This window comes from Streptomyces sp. 71268 (assembly GCF_029392895.1).
Taxonomy (GTDB): domain Bacteria; phylum Actinomycetota; class Actinomycetes; order Streptomycetales; family Streptomycetaceae; genus Streptomyces.
In genome coordinates, this window is the sequence record NZ_CP114200.1 from 6,240,907 (window position 1) to 6,263,406 (window position 22,500).

Here is a 22,500-nt window from a genome sequence, read left to right on the forward strand (position 1 = left end):
GGGGAGCGGAGATGTGTGGCAACTCCCTCGCGGAGTACGCCGCTGGGGTGGGCCGGGGTGGTCCCGCGCCGGGCTAGGCGCCGCCGTCGCGGCGGGTGATCTCGGTGTAGGCCAGGGAGGCCAGCTTCCGCTGGCCCTCCTTGCTGGGGTGGAACCAGTCCCACTTGCTCAGCTCGTCATCGGTGAAGCGGTAGTCGTGCACCGCCTTGTCGTAGCGGCAGAGCACGACCTTGGCGCACTCCTCGCGCAGCACCTCGTTGTAGTCCCGCACCCGTTGGTGTACCTGGTCGCGCCGGTCGTTGGCCCGTTCGTGGGTGGACTGCGCGTCGCGCAGCATCGAGGGGCAGATGCCCAGCTTCCACACCTGGCGCCGGATCGCGTCCTTGCGGCCCTCGGACCACAGTCGCTTGAGGTCGGGCACGCTCGCCACGTACACCTGCGTCTTGGGCAGCGCGCGGCGCAGCGTGTTCAGCGAGGCGGCGAAGTCGGCCCGGAAGTCGGCCACCGGCGTCATCTGGGCGACCGTGTCCTGACAGGCGTCGTTCGCGCCGATCAGCACGGTGACCAACTCGGGCCGCTTGGCCGTGGCGGCGCTGATCTGGGCCGGCAGGTCGGCCATCACGGCACCGGTCTTGGCGTAGTTCCAGGCGCGGCGCTGTGGGTTCGGCAGCAGTTGCCGGGCCAGGCTGTCCACGTCCATGCCGGTGGACCAGGACGCCTCCGGGCAGTCGGAGAGCACCGAACAGGCGTCGAAGCCGCGGCTGATCGAGTCACCGACCGAGGCGATCGAGCCGGGTCGGGGGTCCCACGTGGGAGTGGGTTTCGCGACCGGGCGGTTGGCCCCCGACCGGGCGCTCTTCGCGCCGGCCTCGCCGGAGTCGCTCGTACACCCCGCGAGCAACGCCACGCACGCCAGCAGGGCGGTAGCCGCGGTGGAGCGCCGCAGACGTGTTGACTGAGCGTGATCCCGCACCGCTGTTCCCCTCTCGGGCCGCGCAATGATATGTATCCGAGACCGACGGTACGTCATCCCCTCGGTATCGCCGCGCGGTAGCTTTGCCCGTGTGGGGTGGGTGCCAACCGTGGGAGTATGCGTTTCCGCGCTGGCAGGTTACATCGCGTCATTTCCTGTCCCATTTCGAGAGAATTACCCCCAGTAGTGTTTACTGCAGGTAGCCTCGGGGGCTGGTGCGGGTGTGATCATTGGGGCAGAATGGTTGCTGTCCTGGGCTCAGGCCGGTACGGAACGCGAGGCCGCTGGGGAAGGCGAACCTCGAACCGCACTGGAGGTCCCGGTGACGACACGTGGAGTTCTGTACGTACACTCCGCCCCGCGCGCGCTGTGTCCGCACGTCGAATGGGCCATCGCGGGCGTGCTCGGCGTGCGCGTCACCCTGGACTGGATCAGACAGCCCGCCGCGCCCGGCACCTGGCGCGCCGAGTTCTCCTGGCAGGGTCAGGCCGGCACCGCCTCCAAGCTCGCGTCCGCGCTGCGCGGTTGGCACCTGCTGCGCTTCGAGGTGACCGCCGAGCCGTGCGCCACGGCCGAGGGCGAGCGCTACAGCTCCACGCCGGAGCTGGGCATCTTCCACGCCGTCACCGGCATGCACGGCGACATCCTGATCCCCGAGGACCGGCTACGCGCCGCGCTCGGCCGCGCCTCGCGAGGCGAGAGCGAACTCGCCTCGGAACTCACCCGGCTGCTGGGCAAGCCATGGGACGACGAGCTTGAGCCGTTCCGGTACGCCGGCGAAGGCGCCCCGGTGCGCTGGCTGCACCAGGTCGTCTGAGCCGACGCCGTCCACGGCGCGAGCCGGCGGGCGAGCGCGGTGTCGCGCTGTGCGGGCGCGCGCCGTAGGCCGCCCGGGCCTGCTCCCGCCGTAGACCGCTTGCCGTGCGCCGCGTGCCGTGCGCCGCACGCCGCCGGGTGTCTTTCCCTGCCGTACGCCCCGTGCGATGCGCCGCCCCCGTCGTACCTCGCGCACTCCCGCCGTAGGCCGTCCGTGGCGTGTCGTCGGGCCGGTACGCCGCGAACGCAGAAGCGCCCGCCCGGTCGAGTGGAGACCGGACGGGCGCTTGTGCGTACGTCGTCACGCGGGGCCGCCGCGTCACGCGGGCCGTCGCCGTGGGGTAGCCGTCGGGCGGGGCCGGTGTGGTCGAGCGGGGTGCTCGGCGGGGTCAGACCGTGCGGAAGGCGAGCGCCACGTTGTGGCCGCCGAAGCCGAACGAGTTGTTCAGCGCCGCGATCGTGCCCTCGGGCAGCGCGCGCGGCTCGTCGCGCACGATGTCTCCGTCCACCTCCGGGTCGAGCTCGGAGATGTTGATCGTCGGCGGGGCGATCCGGTGCTTGAGTGCCAGCACCGTCGCGACGGTCTCGATGCCGCCGGCGCCGCCGAGCAGGTGGCCGGTCATCGACTTGGTCGCCGAGACGGCCATGTGGTCGACGTCGTCGCCGAACACCTTGCGCAGCGCCTTCAGCTCCGCCACGTCGCCCAGCGGCGTGGAGGTGGCGTGCGCGTTGACGTGCGTGATCGTGGCGGGGTCGAGGTCGGTGCCGTCGAGCAGGTTCTGCAGGGCGTTGGCGATGCCGCTGCCGGAGGGCTCGGGCTGCGCGATGTGGTGGCTGTCGGCGGACAGGCCCTGCCCGACGGCCTCGCAGTACACCGTGGCGCCGCGCTGCGCGGCGTGCTCGGCCGACTCCAGGACCACGACGCCGGCGCCCTCGCCGAGCACGAAGCCGTCCCGGCCCGTGTCGTAGGGGCGCGAGGCACCCTCGGGGTCCTCGTTGTTCTTGGTCATCGCCATCATGTTGCCGAAGGCGGCGATGGGCAGCGGGTGGATGGCCGCCTCGGTGCCGCCCGCGACGACCACGTCGGCGCGTCCGCTGCGGATCATCTCGACGGCGTAGCCGATGGCCTCGGCGCCGGAGGCGCACGCGCTCACCGGGGTGTGCACGCCGGCCTGCGCGTTGACCTCGAGTCCGACGTTGGCCGCCGGGCTGTTCGGCATCAGCATGGGCACGGTGTGCGGGGAGACCTTCCGCACGCCCTGCTCCCGCAGGATGTCGTACTGGCCGAGCAGGGTGGTGACGCCGCCGATGCCGGAGGCGATGACCGCGCCGAGCCGGTCGGGGTTGACGGCCGCCTCGGCGCCGGCCTTGCCGGTGTACCCGGCGTCCGCCCACGCCTCGCGGGCCGCGATCAGCGCGAACTGCGCCGACCGGTCGAGCTTCCTGGCCTGCGGCCGGGGGATGGACTCACCGGGGTCGACGGCGATCTGTGCCGCGATCTGGACGGGCAGCTCGGCCGCCCAGTCCTGCGTGAGGGGGCTGACGCCGGAGCGTCCGGCGAGCAGACCCTCCCAGAATGACGCGCTGTCGCCACCCAGCGGTGTGGTTGCGCCGATACCGGTGACGACCACCGTGCGATTGGTCGCGTTCACAGGAATTCTTTCTCCACGGGTAGAGGTGCGGAATGCGCCACCGCTCGGGTGGCGACAGGCGGTGCCTCAGGACTGGTGCTTGAGGATGTAGTTCGTCGCGTCGCCGACGGTCTTGAGGTTCTTGACGTCGTCGTCCGGGATCTTGACGTCGAAGCGCTCTTCGGCGGCGACGACGACCTCGACCATGGACAGCGAGTCGACGTCCAGGTCGTCGGTGAAGGACTTGTCCACCTGGACGTCCTCGGCCGGGATACCGGCGATCTCGTTCACGATCTCTGCGAGACCGGCGACGATCTCTTCCTGAGTGGCGGCCATGTTGGCGCTCTCCTTCGATGTTGTGCGATGAGGTGTGCAGCCCCGAGGGTTCCGGGCTGCGGTGAAGCGGTGAATCCGCGGGTCGATCGTACGGACCTAGGGGAGGGTAACGACCGTGGCGGCGTAGACGAGACCCGCCCCGAAGCCGATGACGAGAGCGGTGTCGCCGCTCTTCGCCTGGCCGGTGGCCAACAGCCGCTCCATGGCGAGCGGGATGGAGGCCGCCGAGGTGTTGCCGGTGGACTCCACGTCGCGGGCGACCGTGACGTGCTCCGGCAGCTTGAGGGTCTTGATCATCGAGTCGATGATGCGCATGTTGGCCTGGTGCGGGATGAAGACGTCGAGGTCCTCGGCCCGCACGCCGGCCTGGTCCAGGGCCTGCTGGGCGACCTTGGCCATCTCGTAGACGGCCCAGCGGAAGACCGCCTGGCCCTCCTGGGTGATGGCCGGGTAGCGGACCTCGTTGCGGTCCTGGGCGTCCTTGAAGACCTCCCACGACTCGGTCTGCATGATGGTGTTCGACTTGTCGCCCTCCGAGCCCCAGACCGTGGGGCCGATGCCGGGCTCCTTCGCCGGGCCGACCACCACGGCGCCGGCGCCGTCGCCGAACAGGAACGCCGTCGCGCGGTCCGTCAGGTCCGTCAGGTCGGACAGCCGTTCCACGCCGAGGACCAGCACGTACTCCGCGCTGCCCTCGACGATCAGGCCCTTGGCCAGCGTCAGGCCGTAGCCGAAACCGGCGCAGCCGGCGGAGATGTCGAACGCGGCGGGCTTGCCGGTGCCCAGCCGGTGCGCGATCTCGGTGGCGATGGCCGGGGTCTGCTTGAAGTGCGAGACCGTCGAGACGATCACGGCGCCGATCTGGTCCGGGGTTATTCCGGCGTCGGCGATCGCCTTGCCGCCGGCCTCCACGGACATGGCGGCCACGGTCTCCTCCGGGCCGGCCCAGTGCCGGGTGGCGATGCCGGAGCGCGAACGAATCCACTCGTCCGACGAGTCGATGTGCTTGAGGATCTCCTCGTTCGGCACCACCCGGGTCGGGCGGTAGCCGCCGACGCCGAGAATGCGCGCGTACGGGGAGCCCTTGGCGGGCTTGATCTTCGACGTCATGCTCTGAGGACTCCTATTCGGCCGGGACAGCGTGCTCGGCGATCAGCGTGCGGGCCGCTTCGAGGTGGTCCGGCTTCTTCAGTGCCACGTGCTGCACGCCGGGGAGCGCGCGCTTGGCCAGCCCGGTCAGGGCTCCGCCGGGCGCCACCTCGATGAGGGCGGTGGCGCCGAGGTCGCTGAAGGTCTCCATGCACAGGTCCCAGCGCACGGGGCTGGCGACCTGGCCGACCAGCCGGTCGATGACGTCCTTGCCATCGGCGACGAGCTGGCCGTCCTTGTTGGACACGTATCGGGTGTGCGGGTCGGCGGGCACGAGCTGGGTCGCGGCGGACGCCAGGGCCGCGACGGCGGGCGCCATGTGCTGGGTGTGGAAGGCGCCGGCCACCTTGAGCGGCACGACCTTGCGGGTGCCCTCCGGCTTGTCTGCGGCGAGCGCGGCGAGCTGCTCGACGGTGCCGGCGGCCACGATCTGGCCCGCGCCGTTCACGTTCGCCGGCGTCAGGCCCAGCTTCTCCAGGTGCGGCAGGACCACGTCCTGGTCGCCGCCGAGCAGGGCGGCCATGCCGGTCTCGGCCACCGCCGCGGCCTCGGCCATCGCCAGGCCGCGCTTGCGCACCAGGCGCAGCGCGTCCACGGTCGACAGCACGCCGGTCAGCGCGGCCGCGGCCACCTCGCCGACGCTGTGCCCGGCCGCCACGCCCACCTTCGCGGAGAAGTCCTCCGCGGTCGGGAAGAGCTGCTGGGCCGAGACCAGCGCGGCGGCCACGAGCAGCGGCTGCGCCACGGCGGTGTCCCGGATCTCGTCCTCGTCGGCCTTCGTCCCGTAGTGGACGAGGTCGAGGTCGAGGACGGTGGACCAGGCGCGAAGCTGGTCCTCAACGCCGGGAAGTTCGAGCCAGGGGGTGAGGAAGCCGGGCGTCTGAGCGCCTTGGCCGGGAGCGACGAGTACGAGCACTCTCACACTCTCTCTTGTGCGGGGTCCCGAACGCCCGTGGGGACAGGGACGAAGAACCGTGTGGGGAATTGTTGGGCTTGGACAAAACCCTGGACTCACGTTCCGGCGTCGGTCAGCCGCCCCAGGATGAGCGCGATACGCAGCGTGAACGCCGACCGCACGTCGGAAGGTGACCACCCGGTGACGTCGGTCACACGTCGCAGCCGGTAGCGCACGGTGTTGGGGTGCACGAACAACATCCGGGCGGCGCCCTCCAGGCTGCTCGCCTGCTCCAGGTACACGCTCAGCGTTTCCAGGAGGGCCGAGCCCGCCTCGCTCAACGGTCTGTAGATCTCCTCCACTAGCTGTTCACGAGCGGCAGGGTCGCCCGCCATCGCTCGTTCGGGCAGGAGATCGTCCGCGAGAACCGGTCGCGGAGCGTCGGGCCAGGCCGCGCTCGCCTTTAGGCCGGCCGCCGCCGCCCCGGCCGAACGGGTCGCCGACACCAGGTCGCCCACCACCGGGCCGGCGACCACGGGACCGGGCGCGAACGGGCCGATGAGGGCCTTCGCCGTCTGGAGCGGATTGTCGGAACCGCCCGCGATAACCACCAGCCGCTCGCCGAGCACCCCGGTCAGCACCTGCACCTTGGCGTGCCGGGCGGCGCGCCGGATGGCCTCCACCGTCAACTCGCTGTTGCCGCTGGGGGCCGTGCCGAGCACCACGCACACCGATTCGGGCGAGGTCCAGCCGAGCGCCGCGGCCCGCGAGAGGGCACCCTCGTCCGCCTCGCCGGAGAGCACCGCGTTGACCACCAGCGACTCCAGCCGGGCGTCCCAGGCGCCCCGGGCCTCGGCGGCCTGCGCGTACACCTGGGCCGTCGCGAACGCGATCTCGCGCGCGTAGACCAGGACCGCCTCGCGCAGCACCGACTCGTCACCGGGCGCCGCCACCTCGTCGATGGCCGACTCCATGACCTCGATGGTCGTACGGACCATCTCCACGGTCTGCCGCAGCGTGATCGCCCGGGTCAGCTCCCTGGGCGCGGTGCCGAACACGTCGGTGCTGATGGCCTGCGGCGTCTCGGGATGCCGGAACCACTCCGTGAACGCCGCGATACCGGCCTGGGCGACCAGGCCGATCCAGGAGCGGTTCTCGGGTGGCATCGCCCGATACCACGGGAGCTGCTCGTCCATGCGGGCGATGGCGACCGCCGCGAGCTTGCCGGACGACTTCTCCAATCGGCGGAGCGTCGCGGGATGCGGGTGCGGGGTAGCGGATGCGGGTTCAGGCACGGAGACAAGCCTGCCTTATCGGGTGGGGTGCGCGGGGGCACGGGGTCAGCGCAGGGGCTACCGTGGGCCGATGACGTGGGTGCAGCGGGCTGATGAGCGCTACCGGGGCGGAGTCGAACCGGGTGTCGAGACCTGGCATGCCTTCTCCTTCTCGGGTTTCTACGACCCGGACAACGTGCGGTTCGGACTGCTGGCGGCGTGCAACGAGGAGTACCTCGCGCCCGGCGCCGGGTTCGACGAGCACCCACACCGCGACCTGGAGATCGTCACCTGGGTGATCGAGGGAGAACTCACCCACGAGGACTCCACCGGGCACCGGACGGTTGTCCGCCCCGGCGACGTGCAGCGGCTGAGCGCCGGCAGCGGCGTACGGCACAGCGAGCGCAACGAGGGCAGCCGGCCGTTGCGGTTCGTGCAGATGTGGCTGACGCCTGCGGCCTGGGGCGGCGAACCCGAGTACGAGGTGGTACGGGGCATCTCCGACGCCACCCCGTACGCGCTGGAGCGCACCGAGGCGGTGCTGCACCCGCGCCGGCTCGCGGACGGCGCGCACACCGAACTGCCCGACGCGCCGGCGATCTACGTCCACGTGGTGCGCGGCGGGCTGCGGCTGGCGGGCGAGACGCTGGGCCCGGGGGACGCCGCGCGCCTGTTCGAGCGGCCGGGGCTGCGGGGCACGGCGGTGGGCGAGACGGAGTTCCTGGTCTGGGAGATGCACGCGGAGCCCGACTACGGCTTCTAGGGCCGGCGGGTATGGCCGCGGGCGTGTCGACGCGCCGGACGGTTGACGCCCCGGGGGCCCGGGGGCCGGTGACGGGCGAGCCCTCCCGCGGCGGCGCCCGTCACCGGTCCGTAAGCGAGCGGAGGGCGTCAGGTTCGTGCCAGCTCGGCGAGCACCGCGTCGGTGAGAACCGGCCATGCCTCGATGGCCCACGGGCCGAACGCCCGGTTCGTCAGCGCCACGCAGGCCGCGCCGGCCGCCGGGTCCACCCACAGGAACGTGCCGGCCTGCCCGAAGTGGCCGAACGTGGCGGGCGAGGAGGCGGAGCCCGTCCAGTGCGGCGACTTGTGCGCGCGGATCTCGAAGCCGAGGCCCCAGTCGTTCGGCCGCTGGTTCCCGTAGCCGGGCAGCACGCCGCCAAGGCCCGGGAAGACCACGGACGTCGCGTCGGCGAGGGTCTGCCGCGCGACCAGGCGGGGGTGTTGCAACTCGGCGGCGAAGGCGACCAGGTCGGCCACGGTGGAGACCGCGTCCTTGGCCGGCGAACCGGCCAGCTCGCTGTCGGCCATGCCGAGCGGCTCGAACACCGCCTGCCGCACGTACTCGGGGAACGGGATCTCGGTGGCCGCCGCGATGTGCTCGCCGAGCACCTCGAAGCCCGCGTTGGAGTAGATGCGCCGCTCACCCGGGCCGGCCATCGTACGGTGCTCGTCGAAGGCGAGCCCCGAGGTGTGCGCGAGCAGGTGCCGCACCGTGGACCCGGCCGGACCGGCCGGCTCGTCCAGCTCGACCGCACCCTCCTCGACGGCGACCAGCGCGGCGAGCGCCACCAGCGGCTTGGTGACCGACGCGAGCGGGAAGCGGTCACGGATCGGGCCGTGCGTCCCGACCACGGTGCCATCGGCGCGTACGACGGCCGCCGCCGCGGCGGGGACCGGCCAGTTCTCGATGATCCGCAGGCTTTCCATGGCAGGGAGCCTACGACCTGGCCCGTGCCGCACGACGAACAGGGCCCGCTCCACGTCGGGCCGCTCGCCTGCTCGCGTGCTCGTCCGCCCGACCGCCCGCCCGGGTCGGGTTCGGCCGGCCGGCTCGACCGGCCCGCCGGGGGGACGGGCCGCCCTGCCGTGGCCCGCGGGCAACGACTTCGCAATATCGGCGCTTGCTTGGAGTGCACTCCAACTCTCTAGCGTTGAAGACGCCGCGAGGGACAGGCAACCTGCGAAGGGTGGACGGCATGACCGTGACGGACAGCGCATACGCCACGACGGCTCCCGCAGCCGAGGTGTCGGCGTGCGCGCGGCCGCTGGTACATCCACGGCCGACCGGCCAGGACCGCTACACGATCAGCGAGGTCGTCACCGCGACCGGGCTCAGCGCGCACACCCTGCGCTGGTACGAGCGGATCGGCCTGATGCCACACGTGGACCGGTCACACACCGGCCAGCGCCGCTACAGCAACCGGGACCTGAACTGGCTCGACCTGGTCGGCAAGCTCCGACTGACCGGCATGCCGGTCGCGGACATGGTCCGCTACGCCGAACTGGTCCGCGCCGGCGAGCACACCTTCCCCGAACGCGAGAAACTGCTCACCGCGCACCGGGAGGACGTACGGCGCCGCATCGCCGAACTGCAGGGCACCCTCGCGATCCTCGACCACAAGATCGACAACTACGCTGACGCCCGGCGGGCGTCGGAGAGGGCCTGAGCGCCATGAGCAACGAGAAGATCGCGGCCGTCACCCTCGGCACGGACGGCCCCCTGGTCGGCGTGCAGGGCCTGGGCTGCATGGGCATGTCCCACGCCTACGGCCCGACCGACGAGGCCGAGGCCCGAGCCACCCTGGAGCACGCCCTGGAACGGGGCGTCACGCTCTTCGACACGGCCGACATCTACGGCTTCGGCCGCAACGAGGAGTTCCTCGCCCCCTTCGTCAAGGCCCACCGTGACGAGATCACGCTGGCCACCAAGTTCGCGATCGTACGCCGCGAGGACGACCCGTCGTACCAGGAGATTCGCAACGACCGCGACTACATCCGGCAGTCCATCGAGGGCAGCCTGCGCCGGCTCGGCGTGGACCACGTGGATCTCTACTACATGCACCGCCGCAACCTCGACGTGCCGATCGAGGAGACCGTGGGCGCCATGGCCGAACTCGTCACCGAGGGCAAGGTCAAGCACCTCGGGCTGAGCGAGGTCTCCGGCACCGAACTGCGCGCCGCGCACGGCGTGCACCCGATCGCCGCGGTGCAGTCCGAGTGGTCCCTGTTCAGCCGCGACGTGGAGGAGGGCGTGGTGGCCGCGGCGCGTGAGCTCGGCGTCACCTTCGTGCCGTACTCGCCGCTCGGCCGTGGCTTCCTCACCGGCGCGTTCGTCCACGCCGACCAGGAACTGGCCGAGGACGACTGGCGCCGCACCCAGCCCCGCTTCACCGGCGACAACGCCGCCGCCAACGCCGCCCTCCTCGAGCCCGTGCGCGGCATCGCCCAGGAACGCGGGGTGACGCTCGCCCAGGTCGCCCTGGCCTGGGTGCACCAGCGGTCCCGGGTGCACGACCTGGCGGTGGTCCCGATCCCGGGTACCCGCAAGCGCTCCCGGCTGGACGAGAACCTCGCCGCCGCCGACCTCACCCTGGACGCGGCCGAACTCGCCGCCCTGGAACCGATCGCCAGCCGGGTCACGGGCGGACGCTACGCGGACATGTCGTTCACGGCGGCGGGCCGCGAGTAGCGCCCCCTGGCGGAGGCCGGCCGGGGGCCCGCCCGCACGGCACGCCGGCTCCTGACCGGGGAGCGGGCGGGCCGGGGGGTGGGGCCGGGTCCCGGTTGGCGGGCAGGAACTGGACCGGGGCGCGGGTCGGGTGCCCGGGGCGGGTGTCGACGCCCCCGGGGCGGGTGTCGGCGCTCGGGCAGCGGCGTCGGGGGCGCACGGGCGTCGGGGCATGGGCGTTCGCGTCGTGCGGGTCCTGGGTGAGGTGACGGCCGGTACCGGCTACGGGCGGCGCGGCCGGCACGGTATCGCCTCCCGCTCGGATGACGCCGACCGTGTGGCCTGGGCCGGTGGCACCGCGGGCGGGGGAAGGGCTCCTCCCCCCTCGTGCGCCGGCTGCGTCGGCCGCGCGGGCCGCGCCGCCCGGGCTGGCGGCGTCGGCGTGGCCTCCCGCGCTGAGAGCGCGTCCCGCGCCTCCGGCCCGGGCCCTATCCGCCGCGCCCGCCCGGCGGCCTGGGTGCCCGGGCCCCGCTCGAACTGGCGGGCCCACCGCACCAGGACCAGCAAGACCACCGCGAACAGCGGAAGCCAGGCGCAGCGCAGCAACAGCCAGTCCACCGAATCCGGCGCCGCCACCAGCCCCGGCACGTCACCGAACCACGCGGCGGGCACGGCGAAGGCCAGCGGCGCCCACTGGTGCCAGCACAGCACGGTCACCGCCGAGAGGTTGATCAGCGCGACCGGGGCCCACAGCAGCGGCCGTCGCAACATGCGGGCCAGCGGCCCGCGCAGCAGTATCGCGGCCCCGCACTGAGCGGCGGCCAGCGCGAGCACCAGCAGGGACGGTGGGTGCGAGTTGGTGCGGTCGGCGCCGGGTACGCCGACCATGCTCGCCGGGTAGCCGCACTCGCCGACCAGCACCGCGAACAGCGCCGCGCCCCCGACCAGCAACAGCCAACCCCCGCGCCGATCCAGCCGCCCGCACCCCCAGGCCACACCGAGCTGGTACCCGAACAGCCAGCCAGGCAGCACGTTGAGCAGCCCGACCACGGAGGGCACGGACTGCGCGTACGGCCCGTACCGCAGGAGGTCAACGGCGGCCACGCACAACAGCAGCGGCACCGCCGACCAGGCTCCGGCGCGGCGCGCCGCGCGGTCGCAGTACGGGGTGAGCGCGGTGAGGACGGCGTAGACGGCCAGGAACCACAGGGGCTGTGCCACCAGCGTGAGGGCGGTGCGCAGCGTCCCGCCGGGTACGCCCACGGCGTGCAGCTCGGCGACCAGGACCGCACAGGCGACCGCGAGCGCGCCCACCGGCCGCCCCAACCGCACCAGCCGGGCCCACAGCCACTGGCCCGTGCGCACGCCACGGGCCTCCGCCCGGCGCCACGAGCGCACGGACGCGTACCCGCCGACCAGGAAGAACAGGCCCAGGAGCTGAAGGACCCAGCTCAGCGGTGCGAACTGGTCCAGCGACGCCAGCGGGCTCGCGGTCTCCAGCACCCCGCCGTCACCGCGGGTCAGCCCACCCAGCAGCCAGTGGCCGAGCACGACGGCCAGCAGCGCCAGCGCCCGCAGCCCGTCGATGGCCCGGTCGCGTTCGGCCGGCGTACCGGCGTCGATGCGGCGGGCGGCACGGCGGGCCCGCGCTAGCGGCCCGCCGGCGTCCCATCGCGAGCCGCTCTGGGCACGGTCGTGGCCACCCGTCCCCGGCCCCTCCGCCCCCGGCCTCTTCGCCCTCGCCCCCTCCGCCCTCAGCTCCTCCGCCCCGGACCCCTTTGTCGCCGGTCCTTCCTCGCCCGGCCCTGGTCCGCCCGGCCCACTCGTACCCCGACCCTCCGCGTCCGGGCCCTGCGCACCCGGGCCCTCCGCGTTCGGGGCTTCCGCGCCCAGCCCCTCCGCGCCCGGGCCGCTCCCATCAGGGCTCTTCTCACCGTGGTCGTCGGTGCCCGTGTGGGCCGCCGGGGTTGACGTCCCGCGTTCAGAGCAGATCACTGACGCACCCCCGAACGTCGGCGGCGGTGCTGTCGGAGCCCACCGCGCAGCGCACCGCGCCGAAGTCGCCCAGCGTGATGCGGGCGAAGTTGCGCAGCGACTCGGTGTTCGGCGCGAAGTACCCCGCGTGGCCGTCGACGCGTGCCGTGGACAGCCGGCGGGCGCCGAAGCCGTCACCTGCCGGGTCGGCACCGTGACCGAGGCCGAACAACTCGACGTGCGGGATCTTGCCGATCCAGTCGGAGCCGTCCTTGGCGGCCCACACCCTGGCGCTGGTCCCCAGGTCGGCCACGCTGTCCGCGCGGGTGCCGGGGCTGCCGAGGACGACCAGGTCGGAGGCGTCGGGGCCGATCCGGTGCGCGGCGAGCCCGCAGACCACCGAGCCGTAGCTGTGACAGAGCACGGTTGGCGGGGCGGTGGGCGCGCCGTCGGCGGCCGCCAACCCGGCCAGGAACCGATCGAGTCGGGGCGCGCCCGCCCGCGCGAGCCGGCCCGTCGCCGCGTCCAGGCCGAGGCCCACCGGCGTGGAGTAGCCGGTCCAGGAGATGACGGCGGTGCCGGTGTGCGGGGCCTGGCGCGCGAGTTCGGTCCGCAGCGACGTGGCCATACCGATCGGCGTCGCAGCCGCCGTCGTAGCCGCCTCGGCGCCGGCCGGCGGTGTGCTCGCCCCGCCGTCGGGGCGACCGTCCGCCCGGCCGGCCGTGGCCGTGGCCGCGGGGGACGGTGTGGCTGGGGTGGCGTACGAGCCGAGGTCGATGTCCGAGCCCGGCACGATGACGGCCGTGTGGCGGGCCCGGGTCAGGTCCCCGTAGACCTCCGCCACCTGGCCTCGGTCGCGCGGGTCGAACGCGAGGATCTGCCGGTCGCCGGCGAGGAGCGCGGCATAGCGCTCGGCGCGGTCGCGGGCGCGGTCGCGGCCCTGCGAGGTCAGCCCGTCGTCCCGGGCGCGGGTCAACTCCCGGTCCCGCTCGACCGCGAGGGCCCGCTCGTTCGCCTCGTACCGCAGGGTGATCGGGGCGCCGTCCAGGTTGCCGGTGATCAGCGGGTGTCGCTGGGCCAGCGTGTGCTGCTCGGCGGTGGTGAGGCCCGCGAAGAAGCGGGCCACGGCGGTGGGTGAGGCGGTCGCCGGGTCGGGCAGGGGGCGGCCCAGCGAGTCGTCCGCGCGCCAGGCCGCGGCGCCCGGCGGCGGGCCGGTGATGGCGGGCTGCTCGTGGGCCACGGCCCAGCCCGCGGTGCCGGTCACGGTGGTGACCGCGAGCGCGAGCGCCACCAGGGTCCGTCTGCCCCGCCCCGCGCGCCGCCGCCGTCCGCGCCGTGCGCGCGGAGTGACGGAGGAGCCGGCCGTGGCCGACGGGGACGCGGCGGCGGCCGGCCGTGTCTCGGCCGTCTCGGCCAGCAGCCCCGCGCCCCGCGCGTACCGCTTCCGCTCGTCGTGCTGCCCCCGCTGCACCATCGCCGCTCACTTCCCTCGTCCGTGGCCGCGCGCCGTCCTGGCGGCCTGACGAGGGGAAGGTAGGAAGCGAAAGGGTCGCGGCACTTGATGCCTCGGAGCCAACTCGCGGATAGCTCCGAGGTATTGCCGGGTGCTACTGGGGTAGGGGGTCGCTGCCGTACGCCCAGGTCAGCGGGGCACACCTGAGCACGGGGCCGGTCGCTCGGCCCGGTGCGGGGGGCGAGGCAGCGGAGGCAGAGCGTGCGGAGTCCGCCCGCCCGGGGAGCAGGGCCGCGACATCAGGCTCGGACGCGGCACACGAGGCCGGCCCGGCACATGACGACGGGGCATGCCGACCGAACCGACCGCCACAAACCTCCGCCGCCCGGGCCCCCGTCGCCCGCCGCCCCGTCCTCGGGCAGCCCGCCCTCCGACAGTCCCCCCTCCGGTCAGGTCAGGGGGCGTCGCCGGGGGTGACCAGGCCCGACTCGTACGCGAAGATCACGGCCTGGGCGCGGTCGCGCAGCCCCAACTTGGCCAGCACCCGGCCGATGTGGCTCTTCACGGTCTGCTCGGCCAGCACGAGCGAGGCGGCGATCTCCGAGTTCGACAGGCCCCGGGCTATCAACTCCAGGACCTCCGTCTCGCGAGGCGTGAGGCCCTGGAGGCGCAGCGCGGGGTCCCGGCGCGGGGCCGGGCGCTGCCGGGCGAAGTCGGCGATCAGGCGGCGGGTCACCGACGGCGCGAGCAGCGCCTCGCCCCGAGCGACGATCCGTACCGCCGAGATCAGGTCGGCCGGCGGCGCGTCCTTGAGGAGGAAGCCGCTGGCGCCCGCGCGCAGCGCCTCGTACACGTAGTCGTCCACGTCGAACGTGGTCAGCATCAACACCTTGGGCCGGTGCACGACGCCCGGCGGCGGCGACAGGAGCTGCCGGGCCGCCTCCAACCCGTCCATCTCGGGCATCCGGACGTCCATGAGCACCACGTCGGGGTGCGTGGACCGGCTGACCTCGACCCCCTGCTTCCCGTCCGGGGCCTCGCCGACGACGTCGATGTCGCTCTGCGTGGCCAGGAGCGCGGCGAAGCCCGCCCGCACCATGGCCTGATCGTCAACGATGATCACGCGGGTGGTCATGGGTTACTGAGGTCCTTCGTCTCGCGGGCCACTCTGCCAGGGGCGGGCCCGCCGGGGGCCCGTGCGGAGACTAGCCGTCCGGGGCGGGCGGGGAAGCGGTCCCCGGGATGTCCACCTCTTCGGGGCCCCCGGCCGAGCTGGCCGAACCGGACTCCGCCCCCGCGCCGTGTGCCGCGAGCGGCAACCGGGCCGCGACGCGGAAGCCACCGTCGGGCAGCGGCCCGATGTCCACGGTGCCGCCGACGAGCCGCACGCGCTCACGCATGCCCACCAGCCCGTGACCGGTGCCAGCGGTCTCCAGCGGCACCGACGCCGGCTCGGGCGGCGCGTAGTTGATCACCAGCACGCCCAGATGGCTGCCGGTCGTGGTCAGCGACACGTGTGTGGGGGCGCCCGGCGCGTGCCGTACGACGTTGGCCAGCGCCTCCTGCACGATCCGGTACGCCGACAGCTCCACGGCCTGCGGGAGCGGGCCGAGCCGGTTCACCGCGTCCGGGATATCCCACTTCACCGGCACCCCCGCCCGCAGCGTCGCCTCCACGAGCTGCGGCACCCGGCTCAGCCCCGGCTGCGGCATGCGCTCGGGGTCGCTGCCGGCGCCGTCGTTGCGCAGCACGCCGAGCAGCCGACGCATCTCGGTCAGCGACTCGCGGGCCATGGCCGCGATGGTGCCGAACTCCTCGCGCGCCTGCGGCGGCAAGTCCTCGATGCGGTACGGGGCGCTGTCCGCCTGCACCGTGATCACCGACATGTGGTGCGCCACCACGTCGTGCAGCTCGCGGGCGATGCGCGCGCGCTCCTCGAGCAGCGTGCGGCGGGCCCGCTCCGCCTCGCTGATCGTCTCCACCTCGGCCAGTCGCCGCTGGGCGTCGCGGCGCTCGCGCACCGTGCCGCCGACCAGCAGCACGATGCCGCCGAGGACGAACAGCAGCACGGGCGAGCCGTCACTGCGGTCCTGCGAGATCAGCTCGAACAGCGCGCCGGCCGCCCCGCTCAGCAGCCAGATGGTGACCAGCGTGCGCCGTCCCTCGCGCAGCCCCAGCGCGAGCGACAGCGCCAGGTAACCGATGATCGCCATCGGCGTCCAGGGCCAGGGCTGCTCCTGGTCGGGCACCGTCAGCAGCGCGAAGGCGCCCACCACGTCGGCCGGGAAGATGATCCACCACGCCTGGAGCGGCCGGCGCACCGCCAGCAACAACGGTGTGACCTGCGTGATGGCCAGCACTCCGGAGGCCGCCGGATGCAGGCCGTAGCCGTTGGTCAGCATCGTCCCCGTGACCGGCAACAGGATCGCCGTGAGCACGCCGAGGAGGAAGTAGGGCAGCCGGCGCAGCCAGCGCCGTTCGCCGGCCGCGAGCGACGCCCGGGGCGGCTCGGCGGGCGTGGTCAGATCGTGTACGACGTCGCGCAGCACACGACGTGCCGCGGCACGCGCCCGCTGCCGCAGCGGCGCGTGCGGTTCGCCGCCGGACGACGGCGCGGGGGAGGGGGGTGCGGTGGACATGAGGTGCCCAGCGTATGGCCTGACCGTCCGGGGCCGCGTGCCCCCGCGTGCGGTGACGCCCGATACGCCCGCGAGGTCGATCCGCCGGGGCGCGGGCTCCCGCCAGGGGAGGACGCCACGGCGCGCCCCGGCCCCCCGGGCCGAGACGCACCGCGCGCACGGTCACCACCGCTCGACGCCGCCGGCCAGCGCCCGACGCGGGTCACCGCTGGAGCGCGGGGTCAACCCTCGCCGCGGGCCGGCGCACAACACGCGCTGCCGCGCGCGTGGACCACCGGACATCGCGTACCACCGCACGCGGCGTATCACCGCACGCCGGGAACCCGCTCGACGCGCGTCACAGCTCCGCCAGCAGCTCCGCCTTCTTCGACGTGAACTCGTCATCCGTCAACAGCCCCGCCTGGTGCAGGTCGCCCAGGTGCCGGATGCGGTCGGCGATGTGCCCGGGATCGGGGCGGGCCGAGGCCTGCTGGGCCTCCACCGGGCTCGGCACCGGCGCGCCGTGCGGGTGCGGCCCGCCACCGTTGCCGGTGGACGCGGCCCGTACCGCCTCCAGGACGGCCGCCGCGAACGGCAACGAGTCGTGCACCAGGCCGTACCCCATGCCGAAGACGACCGCGGCCGGGTTCTGGTCGGCCGCGCCCGGTTCGCTCCCGTCCGCGCCGCGCGCCACCAGCCGCAGGTGCCCGTTGAACACCTCGGGTGACCGCCACTCGACCCCGGTCAGCTCCGAGACCTGGAACCGCTGGTCACCGGCCTTCCACTTGGCGGAGGACGCGCCCGTCCAAAACCACCGGAAGACCACGGACGACCCGTCGAAGGACGCCTTTCCGTCGTACGCCTTGAAGGTCAGCGGCGGCGCGGGCGCCGCCACCAGATGGGTATCGGCCGGCGCCTTGGCGTCCGGACCCAGCGCGGCCCGTATCTCGTCCGCGTAGTACTCGGCGAGCGTCTCCCGCTCGGCGGGCAGCACCAGCCGATACGGGTCGTAGTTCTCCTTGAGCTGCCCGTCCGCCGCGTCCATCAGCGGATCGGCGCCGGGCCTCGGCACCGCGCGCAACACCACCGTGCCGCGCTTGCCGGGCGTCAGCTCCACTCCTGCCAACGCCTCGTAGGGGATGCGGCGTTCACCGAGCGCCTGGAGCAGCTTCGGTGTGCGAATCCCCCGTTCGAAGCGGATGAGCACGGAGTCAGCGTTGAACTCCCAGACCGTGTGAAAACCGGCCAGCACATCACCCATGTGGCTCATCGTATGTTGCGGTCGCCCGCCCGTCCCCCTTTGGTGCGCTACGCGCGTCAAACCTCTGCCTGGCGTTTCTTCGTCGTCCTCCGCGGTCAGATCAGGCCCGCGGTGCAGGCGTCACCACCCCCGCAACTCACCGACGTCACCGCGCCGACGCCGACCCTGGCGAAGTTGGCGAGGCTCGTCGTCCCCGGTTCGAAGTATCCCGCGTGCCCCGCCGCCCCGTCAGCAGACAGCACACGAGCGCCGAAGCCCGACTCCACCGGGTCGGCCCCGTGCCCGAACCCGGCGATGTCGAGATGAGGTACGTCGGCGATCCAGTCGCCGGAATCCCGCGCGGCCCACACGCGCGCCGATGTGCCCAGGTCGGCGACGTTCTCGGCGCGCATGCCCGGGCTGCCCGAGACGGCGATGTCGGTGACCGCGCGCGGCAGGTCGTCGGCGGCGACCCCGCACACCACGGAACCGTAGCTGTGACAGAACAGGGCGACCTCGGCCCGCGACCGCCGGGGCAGTCCGCCCAGCGTGGCGCGCAGCCGCCGCGCGCCGTCCTCGGCCCGCGCGCCGGTCGCGGCGTCGATGCCGATGCCGGCCGGGCTGGTGTAGTCGGCCCAGGCGATCACGGCGGTCCGGCTCGCCGGGCTCGCGGACCGCTCGGCCGCGTACAGCGAACGGGCCATGCCGACCGGCGCCCGGTAGGGCTGGCGGGTCCGCTCGAACGTGAGGAGGTCCGTGTCCACGCCAGGTACCACGACCGACACCCGCCGCGCGGTTGCCAGGTTCCCGAAGACCTCCGCGACCCGGCCCGATCCCGTGGGGTCGAACGCGAGAATCTGCCGTCCTTCGCTCAGCAACGACTCGTAGCGGTGCATGCGCCGCTCCGCCTCGTGCTGCCCGTACGGCGTGAGCCGGTCGTCGTGCGTCCGCTTCCGCTCCACCAGCCTGGCCTGGTTCAGTGCCAGCCGGTTGGCCCGGTAGCGCAGCCCGACGGGGGCGCCGTTGAGGTTGCCCACGGCGAGCGGGTAGCGCCGGACGAGGCGGGTGAGTTGGGCGCCGGTGAGCGAGTCGAAGAAGCGCGCCAAGCGGCGGGGCGAGGAGTCCGTGTCCGGCAGCGGGCGCCCGGCGATGGTGCCCTTCCCCCACGCGGCGAGCGAGGCGCTCAACGGGTCGGGCCCGGCGCCGATCCGCCTGCCCATGGCCCAACCGCTGGTGGCGAGCAGCACGAAGACCACGACCAGCGCGAGCGTCGTGCGCCAGGCCGTGGCCGTGTGCACCCAGGACAGGGAGGAGGGGGAGCCGAGCTCCGGAAAGGAAGTCACCGCGAACCACCCTAGGAGAAGCGGGGCAACGGTCGCCAAAACGCGTGAGTCATCTCACGTTTGAATGCGGACAATTGAACTCAGGGGGTGATTTTTCTTCGCCCTTCCGGCGCCTTCCGAACGCTCGTCCGGACCATTTGCCGGCGCTTTGCGGTGCTTTCTGGCGCTCCGCCCTTGCCGTGACATGGTGGACGACGCCGCGGCGGCCCGGACCGATCGCCGCGCCCGCCACCACGAGCGGCACGCCCGACCCACCCAGGCCCGGCCCCGCCGCTCCCGGCTGTGGGTCACGCGCGACACGCGCCGTCCGCGCCGGCCACGGTGGTCGTACGGCCACGGCCGGGGCCGGGGTCGTTGGGGCTGGCGGTGCTGACCGGGCTGGCGGGATTGGCCGGGCTGGCGATGTTGCCCCTGCTGGCGGTGCGCGGTCGGTGCCAGTCGTCGGCCAGCGCCGGGGGCAACTGGTCCAGGTACGACTCGGTGAGGTCGCGAATCGCGGCCACCGTGCAGTCGTCGCCCTCGCTCCACACCTTGGCCGCCACCCGCATCACGCCCCCGAACGCCGCCACCAACACCCGTGGCCTGGGATCGGCCGCCAGGTCCACTCCCTCGCGCCGGGCGATCTCCTGCGCGAACCGCGCCTCCAGCTCGGCATTACGGCGCAGGTGAACGGCGAGCAGGGCGGGGGTGGACTCGATCATTCGGTAGGCGCGCATGTGGAGTTCGAGCGGCACCACCTCCCGGATGGCCTCGTCGACGCTCTCCCAGGCCGAGGAGACGGCCCGGCGCAGCGCGACGAGCGGCGCCTCGTGCGCGGGCCGGTCCAGCACCGCCGCGTAGAAGTACGCCTCGGCCAACTCCTGTACGGAAAAGGCCACTTCCTCCTTGTTGGCGAAGTAGCGGAAGAACGTCCGCTGCGAGACGTCGACGGCCTCCGCGATCTCGTCGACGGTGGTGTCCTCGTACCCCTGCTCCACGAAGAGTTCGAGCGCCGCGCGGGTCAGGGCGTCGCGCGTCCGTTGCTTCTTGCGCTGCCGCAGGCCGATGGGGGGTGTCACCTGGTCCGTCATCACCTTTCGGCTCTCTCCTCGCGAGGGCGGGCCCACGCGCCGTCCGCACGTCACCCGACCGGGCCCGTACGTCACCCGGCCCGGCTGCCGGCGTGCGGCGTTCGGCGGTGTCCCGCCGTACGGGGCACGCCGCACCACATGTCGTACGAGGCGCCTGCCTGTCGTGCGAGGCGCCGCGTGTCGTACGGCGTGCGCCCGGTCGTGCGCTCCGGTGGCACGGGCGTGCGTCCGGGGCAGTTCACCCTACCCAGCGCCAACCGTGGCAGGCTCCGACTCTTGAAACTCTTTGTCACTTGTCAGCAGCTGTCATTAATCTCATTAAATGACCTCAGAGACCACCGTCGCCGGCGCCGCGCCGGAGCAACAGGAGCCGCTGCCCCAGTCCGGAATGCGAGGCCACCCCTGGCTCACCCTCATCTCCGTCGCGATCGGCGTCATGATGGTCGCCCTCGACGGCACGATCGTGGCCATCGCCAACCCCGCCATCCAGCACGACCTCGGCGCCTCCCTCGCCGACGTGCAGTGGATAACCAACGGCTACCTGCTGGCCCTCGCCGTCGCCCTGATCACGGCGGGCAAGCTCGGCGACCGCTTCGGCCACCGACAGACCTTCCTCGTCGGCGTCACCGGCTTCGCGCTCGCCTCGGCCGCCATCGGACTGTCCGGCAACGTCACGGCCGTGGTGGCCTTCCGTGTACTTCAGGGCCTGTTCGGCGCCCTGCTGATGCCCGCGGCGCTCGGCCTGCTCCGCGCCACCTTTCCGGCCGAGAAGCTCAACATGGCGATCGGCATCTGGGGCATGGTCATCGGCGCCTCCACCGCGGGCGGCCCGATCGTCGGCGGCCTGCTCGTGGAACACGTCAACTGGCAGTCGGTCTTCTTCATCAACATCCCCGTCGGCGTCGTCGCGCTCGCCATCGGCCTGCTGATCCTGCGCGACCACCGGGCCGACAACGCCCCCCGCTCGTTCGACATCCCCGGCATCGCGCTGCTGTCCGGCGCGATGTTCTGCCTGATCTGGGCGCTGATCAAGGCGCCGGAGTGGGGCTGGGGCGACCCGGCGACGCTGCTCTTCCTCGGCCTCGCGGTGGTCGCCTTCGCCGCCTTCGCGTACTGGCAGACCCGGGCGGCGGAACCGCTGCTGCCGCTCGGCCTCTTCCGCTCCGTCCCGCTGTCCGCCGGCACCGTCCTGATGGTGCTCATGGCCTTCGGCTTCATGGGCGGACTGTTCTTCGTCACCTTCTACCTGCAGAACGTGCACGGCATGAGCCCCGTGGACAGCGGCCTGCACCTGCTGCCGCTGACCGCGATGATGATCGTCGCGTCCCCGGCGGCCGGCGCCCTGATCACGCGGGTCGGGCCGCGCGTGCCCCTGGTCGGCGCGATGGTGCTGACGGCGATCGCGCTCTACGGGCTGGCCGGCCTGGACGTCGACTCGGGCACCGGGCTGATGTCGCTGTGGTTCGCCCTGCTCGGTCTCGGCCTCGCACCCGTGATGGTGGGCGCGACGGAGGTCATCGTCGGCAACGCCCCGCTGGAGGCCGCCGGCGTGGCGGGCGGCCTCCAGCAGGCCGCGATGCAGGTCGGCGGCAGCCTGGGCACCGCCGTGCTGGGCGCGGTCATGGCGGGCCGCGTGGACCGTGACCTGCCCGTCAACTGGGCGGAGGCCGGCCTGCCCGCGCCCTCCGGGCACGAGCTGGACCAGGCCGCCGACGCGGTCGCCATCGGCCGGCCGCCCATCGACCCGGACAACCCGCCGCCTGCGGACGTCGCGGAGAAGATCACACACGCCGCGCACGAGACGTTCGTGTCCGGCATGGGCCTGTCCTTCACGGTCGCCGCCGTCGTCGCGGTCGGCGCGGCCGCCGTCGCGACGCTCGCCAAGCGAGGCGCCCAGTCCGACGCGAGCACCAAAACGCCGCACATCTGACCGCTTACCGTCCTCCGTTCGGGTGACTCTCGGGCGCCTCGCGCGGCGGCCCTGTCGGGGGTCCGGCAGGGCCGTCCGGGCCGGCCAACACCCATCTGACCTCGGACGTAAGGCTCAACCCAGTCCCTCACGCAGCGTCAACGCCGCACGTCAACGAGGGCCGCCGCCGCCAAACCGACGCGAGCGTCCCCTATCCGGGTCACGTCCCGCCCCCGCCCTTGGCGCACCCCTCCGCGACCCAGCAAGCTGCGGATACGGGGGAAGCGGCGCCGGCCCACACGAGGGCCACGCCGACACCTCCCCGGGGCGTGCCACCAGGCACGCCCGAATCCGAGCACACGGGGAGT

At 73.2% G+C, this 22,500-nt stretch carries 18 protein-coding genes and 1 pseudogene; 5 read left to right on the forward strand and 14 right to left on the reverse strand.

From position 1 onward, the window contains the following. Window positions 1-73 precede the first annotated feature (73 nt). Complete coding sequence (locus OYE22_RS24755) at window positions 74-973, reverse strand: SGNH/GDSL hydrolase family protein (RefSeq protein WP_277322448.1); 900 nt, start codon at window positions 971-973, stop codon at window positions 74-76. A gap of 322 nt (window positions 974-1,295) precedes the next feature. Between OYE22_RS24755 and OYE22_RS24760 the strand changes: the two genes are divergently transcribed. Then, window positions 1,296-1,790 (forward strand): DUF3145 domain-containing protein, encoded by a 495-nt coding sequence (locus OYE22_RS24760; RefSeq protein WP_277322449.1) that lies wholly within the window; start codon window positions 1,296-1,298, stop codon window positions 1,788-1,790. Window positions 1,791-2,178: 388 nt separating this feature from the next. On the opposite strand, the gene fabF is transcribed toward OYE22_RS24760, so the two are convergent. The 5 genes from fabF to OYE22_RS24785 all read right to left on the reverse strand — a co-directional run bounded on the left by fabF (window position 2,179) and on the right by OYE22_RS24785 (window position 7,095). Then, entirely contained in the window at window positions 2,179-3,441 is a 1,263-nt protein-coding gene (fabF, locus tag OYE22_RS24765) for a beta-ketoacyl-ACP synthase II (RefSeq protein ID WP_277322450.1), read from the reverse strand. A gap of 66 nt (window positions 3,442-3,507) precedes the next feature. Beyond that, on the reverse strand, window positions 3,508-3,756 hold the full coding sequence (locus OYE22_RS24770; RefSeq protein WP_176161430.1) for an acyl carrier protein: 249 nt from the start codon (window positions 3,754-3,756) through the stop codon (window positions 3,508-3,510). A 96-nt stretch (window positions 3,757-3,852) separates the two neighbouring features. After that, window positions 3,853-4,866: a ketoacyl-ACP synthase III gene (locus OYE22_RS24775; RefSeq protein WP_277322451.1), complete on the reverse strand. Its 1,014-nt coding sequence runs from the start codon at window positions 4,864-4,866 to the stop codon at window positions 3,853-3,855. A 13-nt stretch (window positions 4,867-4,879) separates the two neighbouring features. Continuing rightward, on the reverse strand, window positions 4,880-5,821 hold the full coding sequence (locus OYE22_RS24780; protein WP_277322452.1) for an ACP S-malonyltransferase: 942 nt from the start codon (window positions 5,819-5,821) through the stop codon (window positions 4,880-4,882). A 95-nt stretch (window positions 5,822-5,916) separates the two neighbouring features. Further along, complete coding sequence (locus tag OYE22_RS24785) at window positions 5,917-7,095, reverse strand: helix-turn-helix domain-containing protein (RefSeq protein ID WP_176161427.1); 1,179 nt, start codon at window positions 7,093-7,095, stop codon at window positions 5,917-5,919. Between the two features lie 70 nt (window positions 7,096-7,165). On the opposite strand from OYE22_RS24785, the gene OYE22_RS24790 reads away from it, so the two are divergent. After that, window positions 7,166-7,837, forward strand: a complete 672-nt coding sequence (locus tag OYE22_RS24790; RefSeq protein WP_277322453.1) for a pirin family protein — start codon at window positions 7,166-7,168, stop codon at window positions 7,835-7,837. 128 nt (window positions 7,838-7,965) lie between these two features. On the opposite strand, the gene OYE22_RS24795 is transcribed toward OYE22_RS24790, so the two are convergent. Then, entirely contained in the window at window positions 7,966-8,784 is an 819-nt protein-coding gene (locus OYE22_RS24795; RefSeq protein WP_277322454.1) for a serine hydrolase domain-containing protein, read from the reverse strand. A gap of 269 nt (window positions 8,785-9,053) precedes the next feature. On the opposite strand from OYE22_RS24795, the gene OYE22_RS24800 reads away from it, so the two are divergent. Both OYE22_RS24800 and OYE22_RS24805 read left to right on the forward strand, forming a co-directional pair. Then, window positions 9,054-9,524, forward strand: coding sequence for a MerR family transcriptional regulator (locus OYE22_RS24800; protein WP_277322455.1), 471 nt, complete (start codon window positions 9,054-9,056; stop codon window positions 9,522-9,524). A 5-nt stretch (window positions 9,525-9,529) separates the two neighbouring features. Then, window positions 9,530-10,546 (forward strand): aldo/keto reductase, encoded by a 1,017-nt coding sequence (locus OYE22_RS24805; RefSeq protein ID WP_277322456.1) that lies wholly within the window; start codon window positions 9,530-9,532, stop codon window positions 10,544-10,546. 510 nt (window positions 10,547-11,056) lie between these two features. On the opposite strand, the pseudogene OYE22_RS24810 reads toward OYE22_RS24805, so the two are convergent. From OYE22_RS24810 to OYE22_RS24840, 7 genes and pseudogenes are all read right to left on the reverse strand, one after another. Further along, a pseudogene (locus OYE22_RS24810) lies at window positions 11,057-12,148 on the reverse strand (acyltransferase); the annotation flags it as partial. 358 nt (window positions 12,149-12,506) lie between these two features. Then, a complete protein-coding gene (locus OYE22_RS24815) occupies window positions 12,507-13,973 on the reverse strand; it encodes an alpha/beta hydrolase (protein ID WP_277322457.1) in 1,467 nt (488 codons plus the stop codon). Window positions 13,974-14,406: 433 nt separating this feature from the next. Next, window positions 14,407-15,087: a response regulator transcription factor gene (locus OYE22_RS24820; RefSeq protein ID WP_277322458.1), complete on the reverse strand. Its 681-nt coding sequence runs from the start codon at window positions 15,085-15,087 to the stop codon at window positions 14,407-14,409. Between the two features lie 70 nt (window positions 15,088-15,157). Beyond that, the gene (locus OYE22_RS24825) at window positions 15,158-16,591 is read right to left on the reverse strand and encodes a sensor histidine kinase (protein WP_277322459.1); all 1,434 of its coding nucleotides are present in this window, start codon (window positions 16,589-16,591) and stop codon (window positions 15,158-15,160) included. A gap of 337 nt (window positions 16,592-16,928) precedes the next feature. Beyond that, the gene (locus tag OYE22_RS24830) at window positions 16,929-17,831 is read right to left on the reverse strand and encodes a DUF4429 domain-containing protein (protein ID WP_277322460.1); all 903 of its coding nucleotides are present in this window, start codon (window positions 17,829-17,831) and stop codon (window positions 16,929-16,931) included. Window positions 17,832-17,926: 95 nt separating this feature from the next. Continuing rightward, window positions 17,927-19,153: an alpha/beta hydrolase gene (locus tag OYE22_RS24835; protein WP_277322461.1), complete on the reverse strand. Its 1,227-nt coding sequence runs from the start codon at window positions 19,151-19,153 to the stop codon at window positions 17,927-17,929. A 287-nt stretch (window positions 19,154-19,440) separates the two neighbouring features. Further along, on the reverse strand, window positions 19,441-20,223 hold the full coding sequence (locus OYE22_RS24840) for a TetR family transcriptional regulator (protein ID WP_277322462.1): 783 nt from the start codon (window positions 20,221-20,223) through the stop codon (window positions 19,441-19,443). A 322-nt stretch (window positions 20,224-20,545) separates the two neighbouring features. Between OYE22_RS24840 and OYE22_RS24845 the strand changes: the two genes are divergently transcribed. Continuing rightward, the gene (locus OYE22_RS24845) at window positions 20,546-22,153 is read left to right on the forward strand and encodes an MFS transporter (protein ID WP_277322463.1); all 1,608 of its coding nucleotides are present in this window, start codon (window positions 20,546-20,548) and stop codon (window positions 22,151-22,153) included. The last annotated feature ends 347 nt before the right edge of the window (window positions 22,154-22,500 follow it).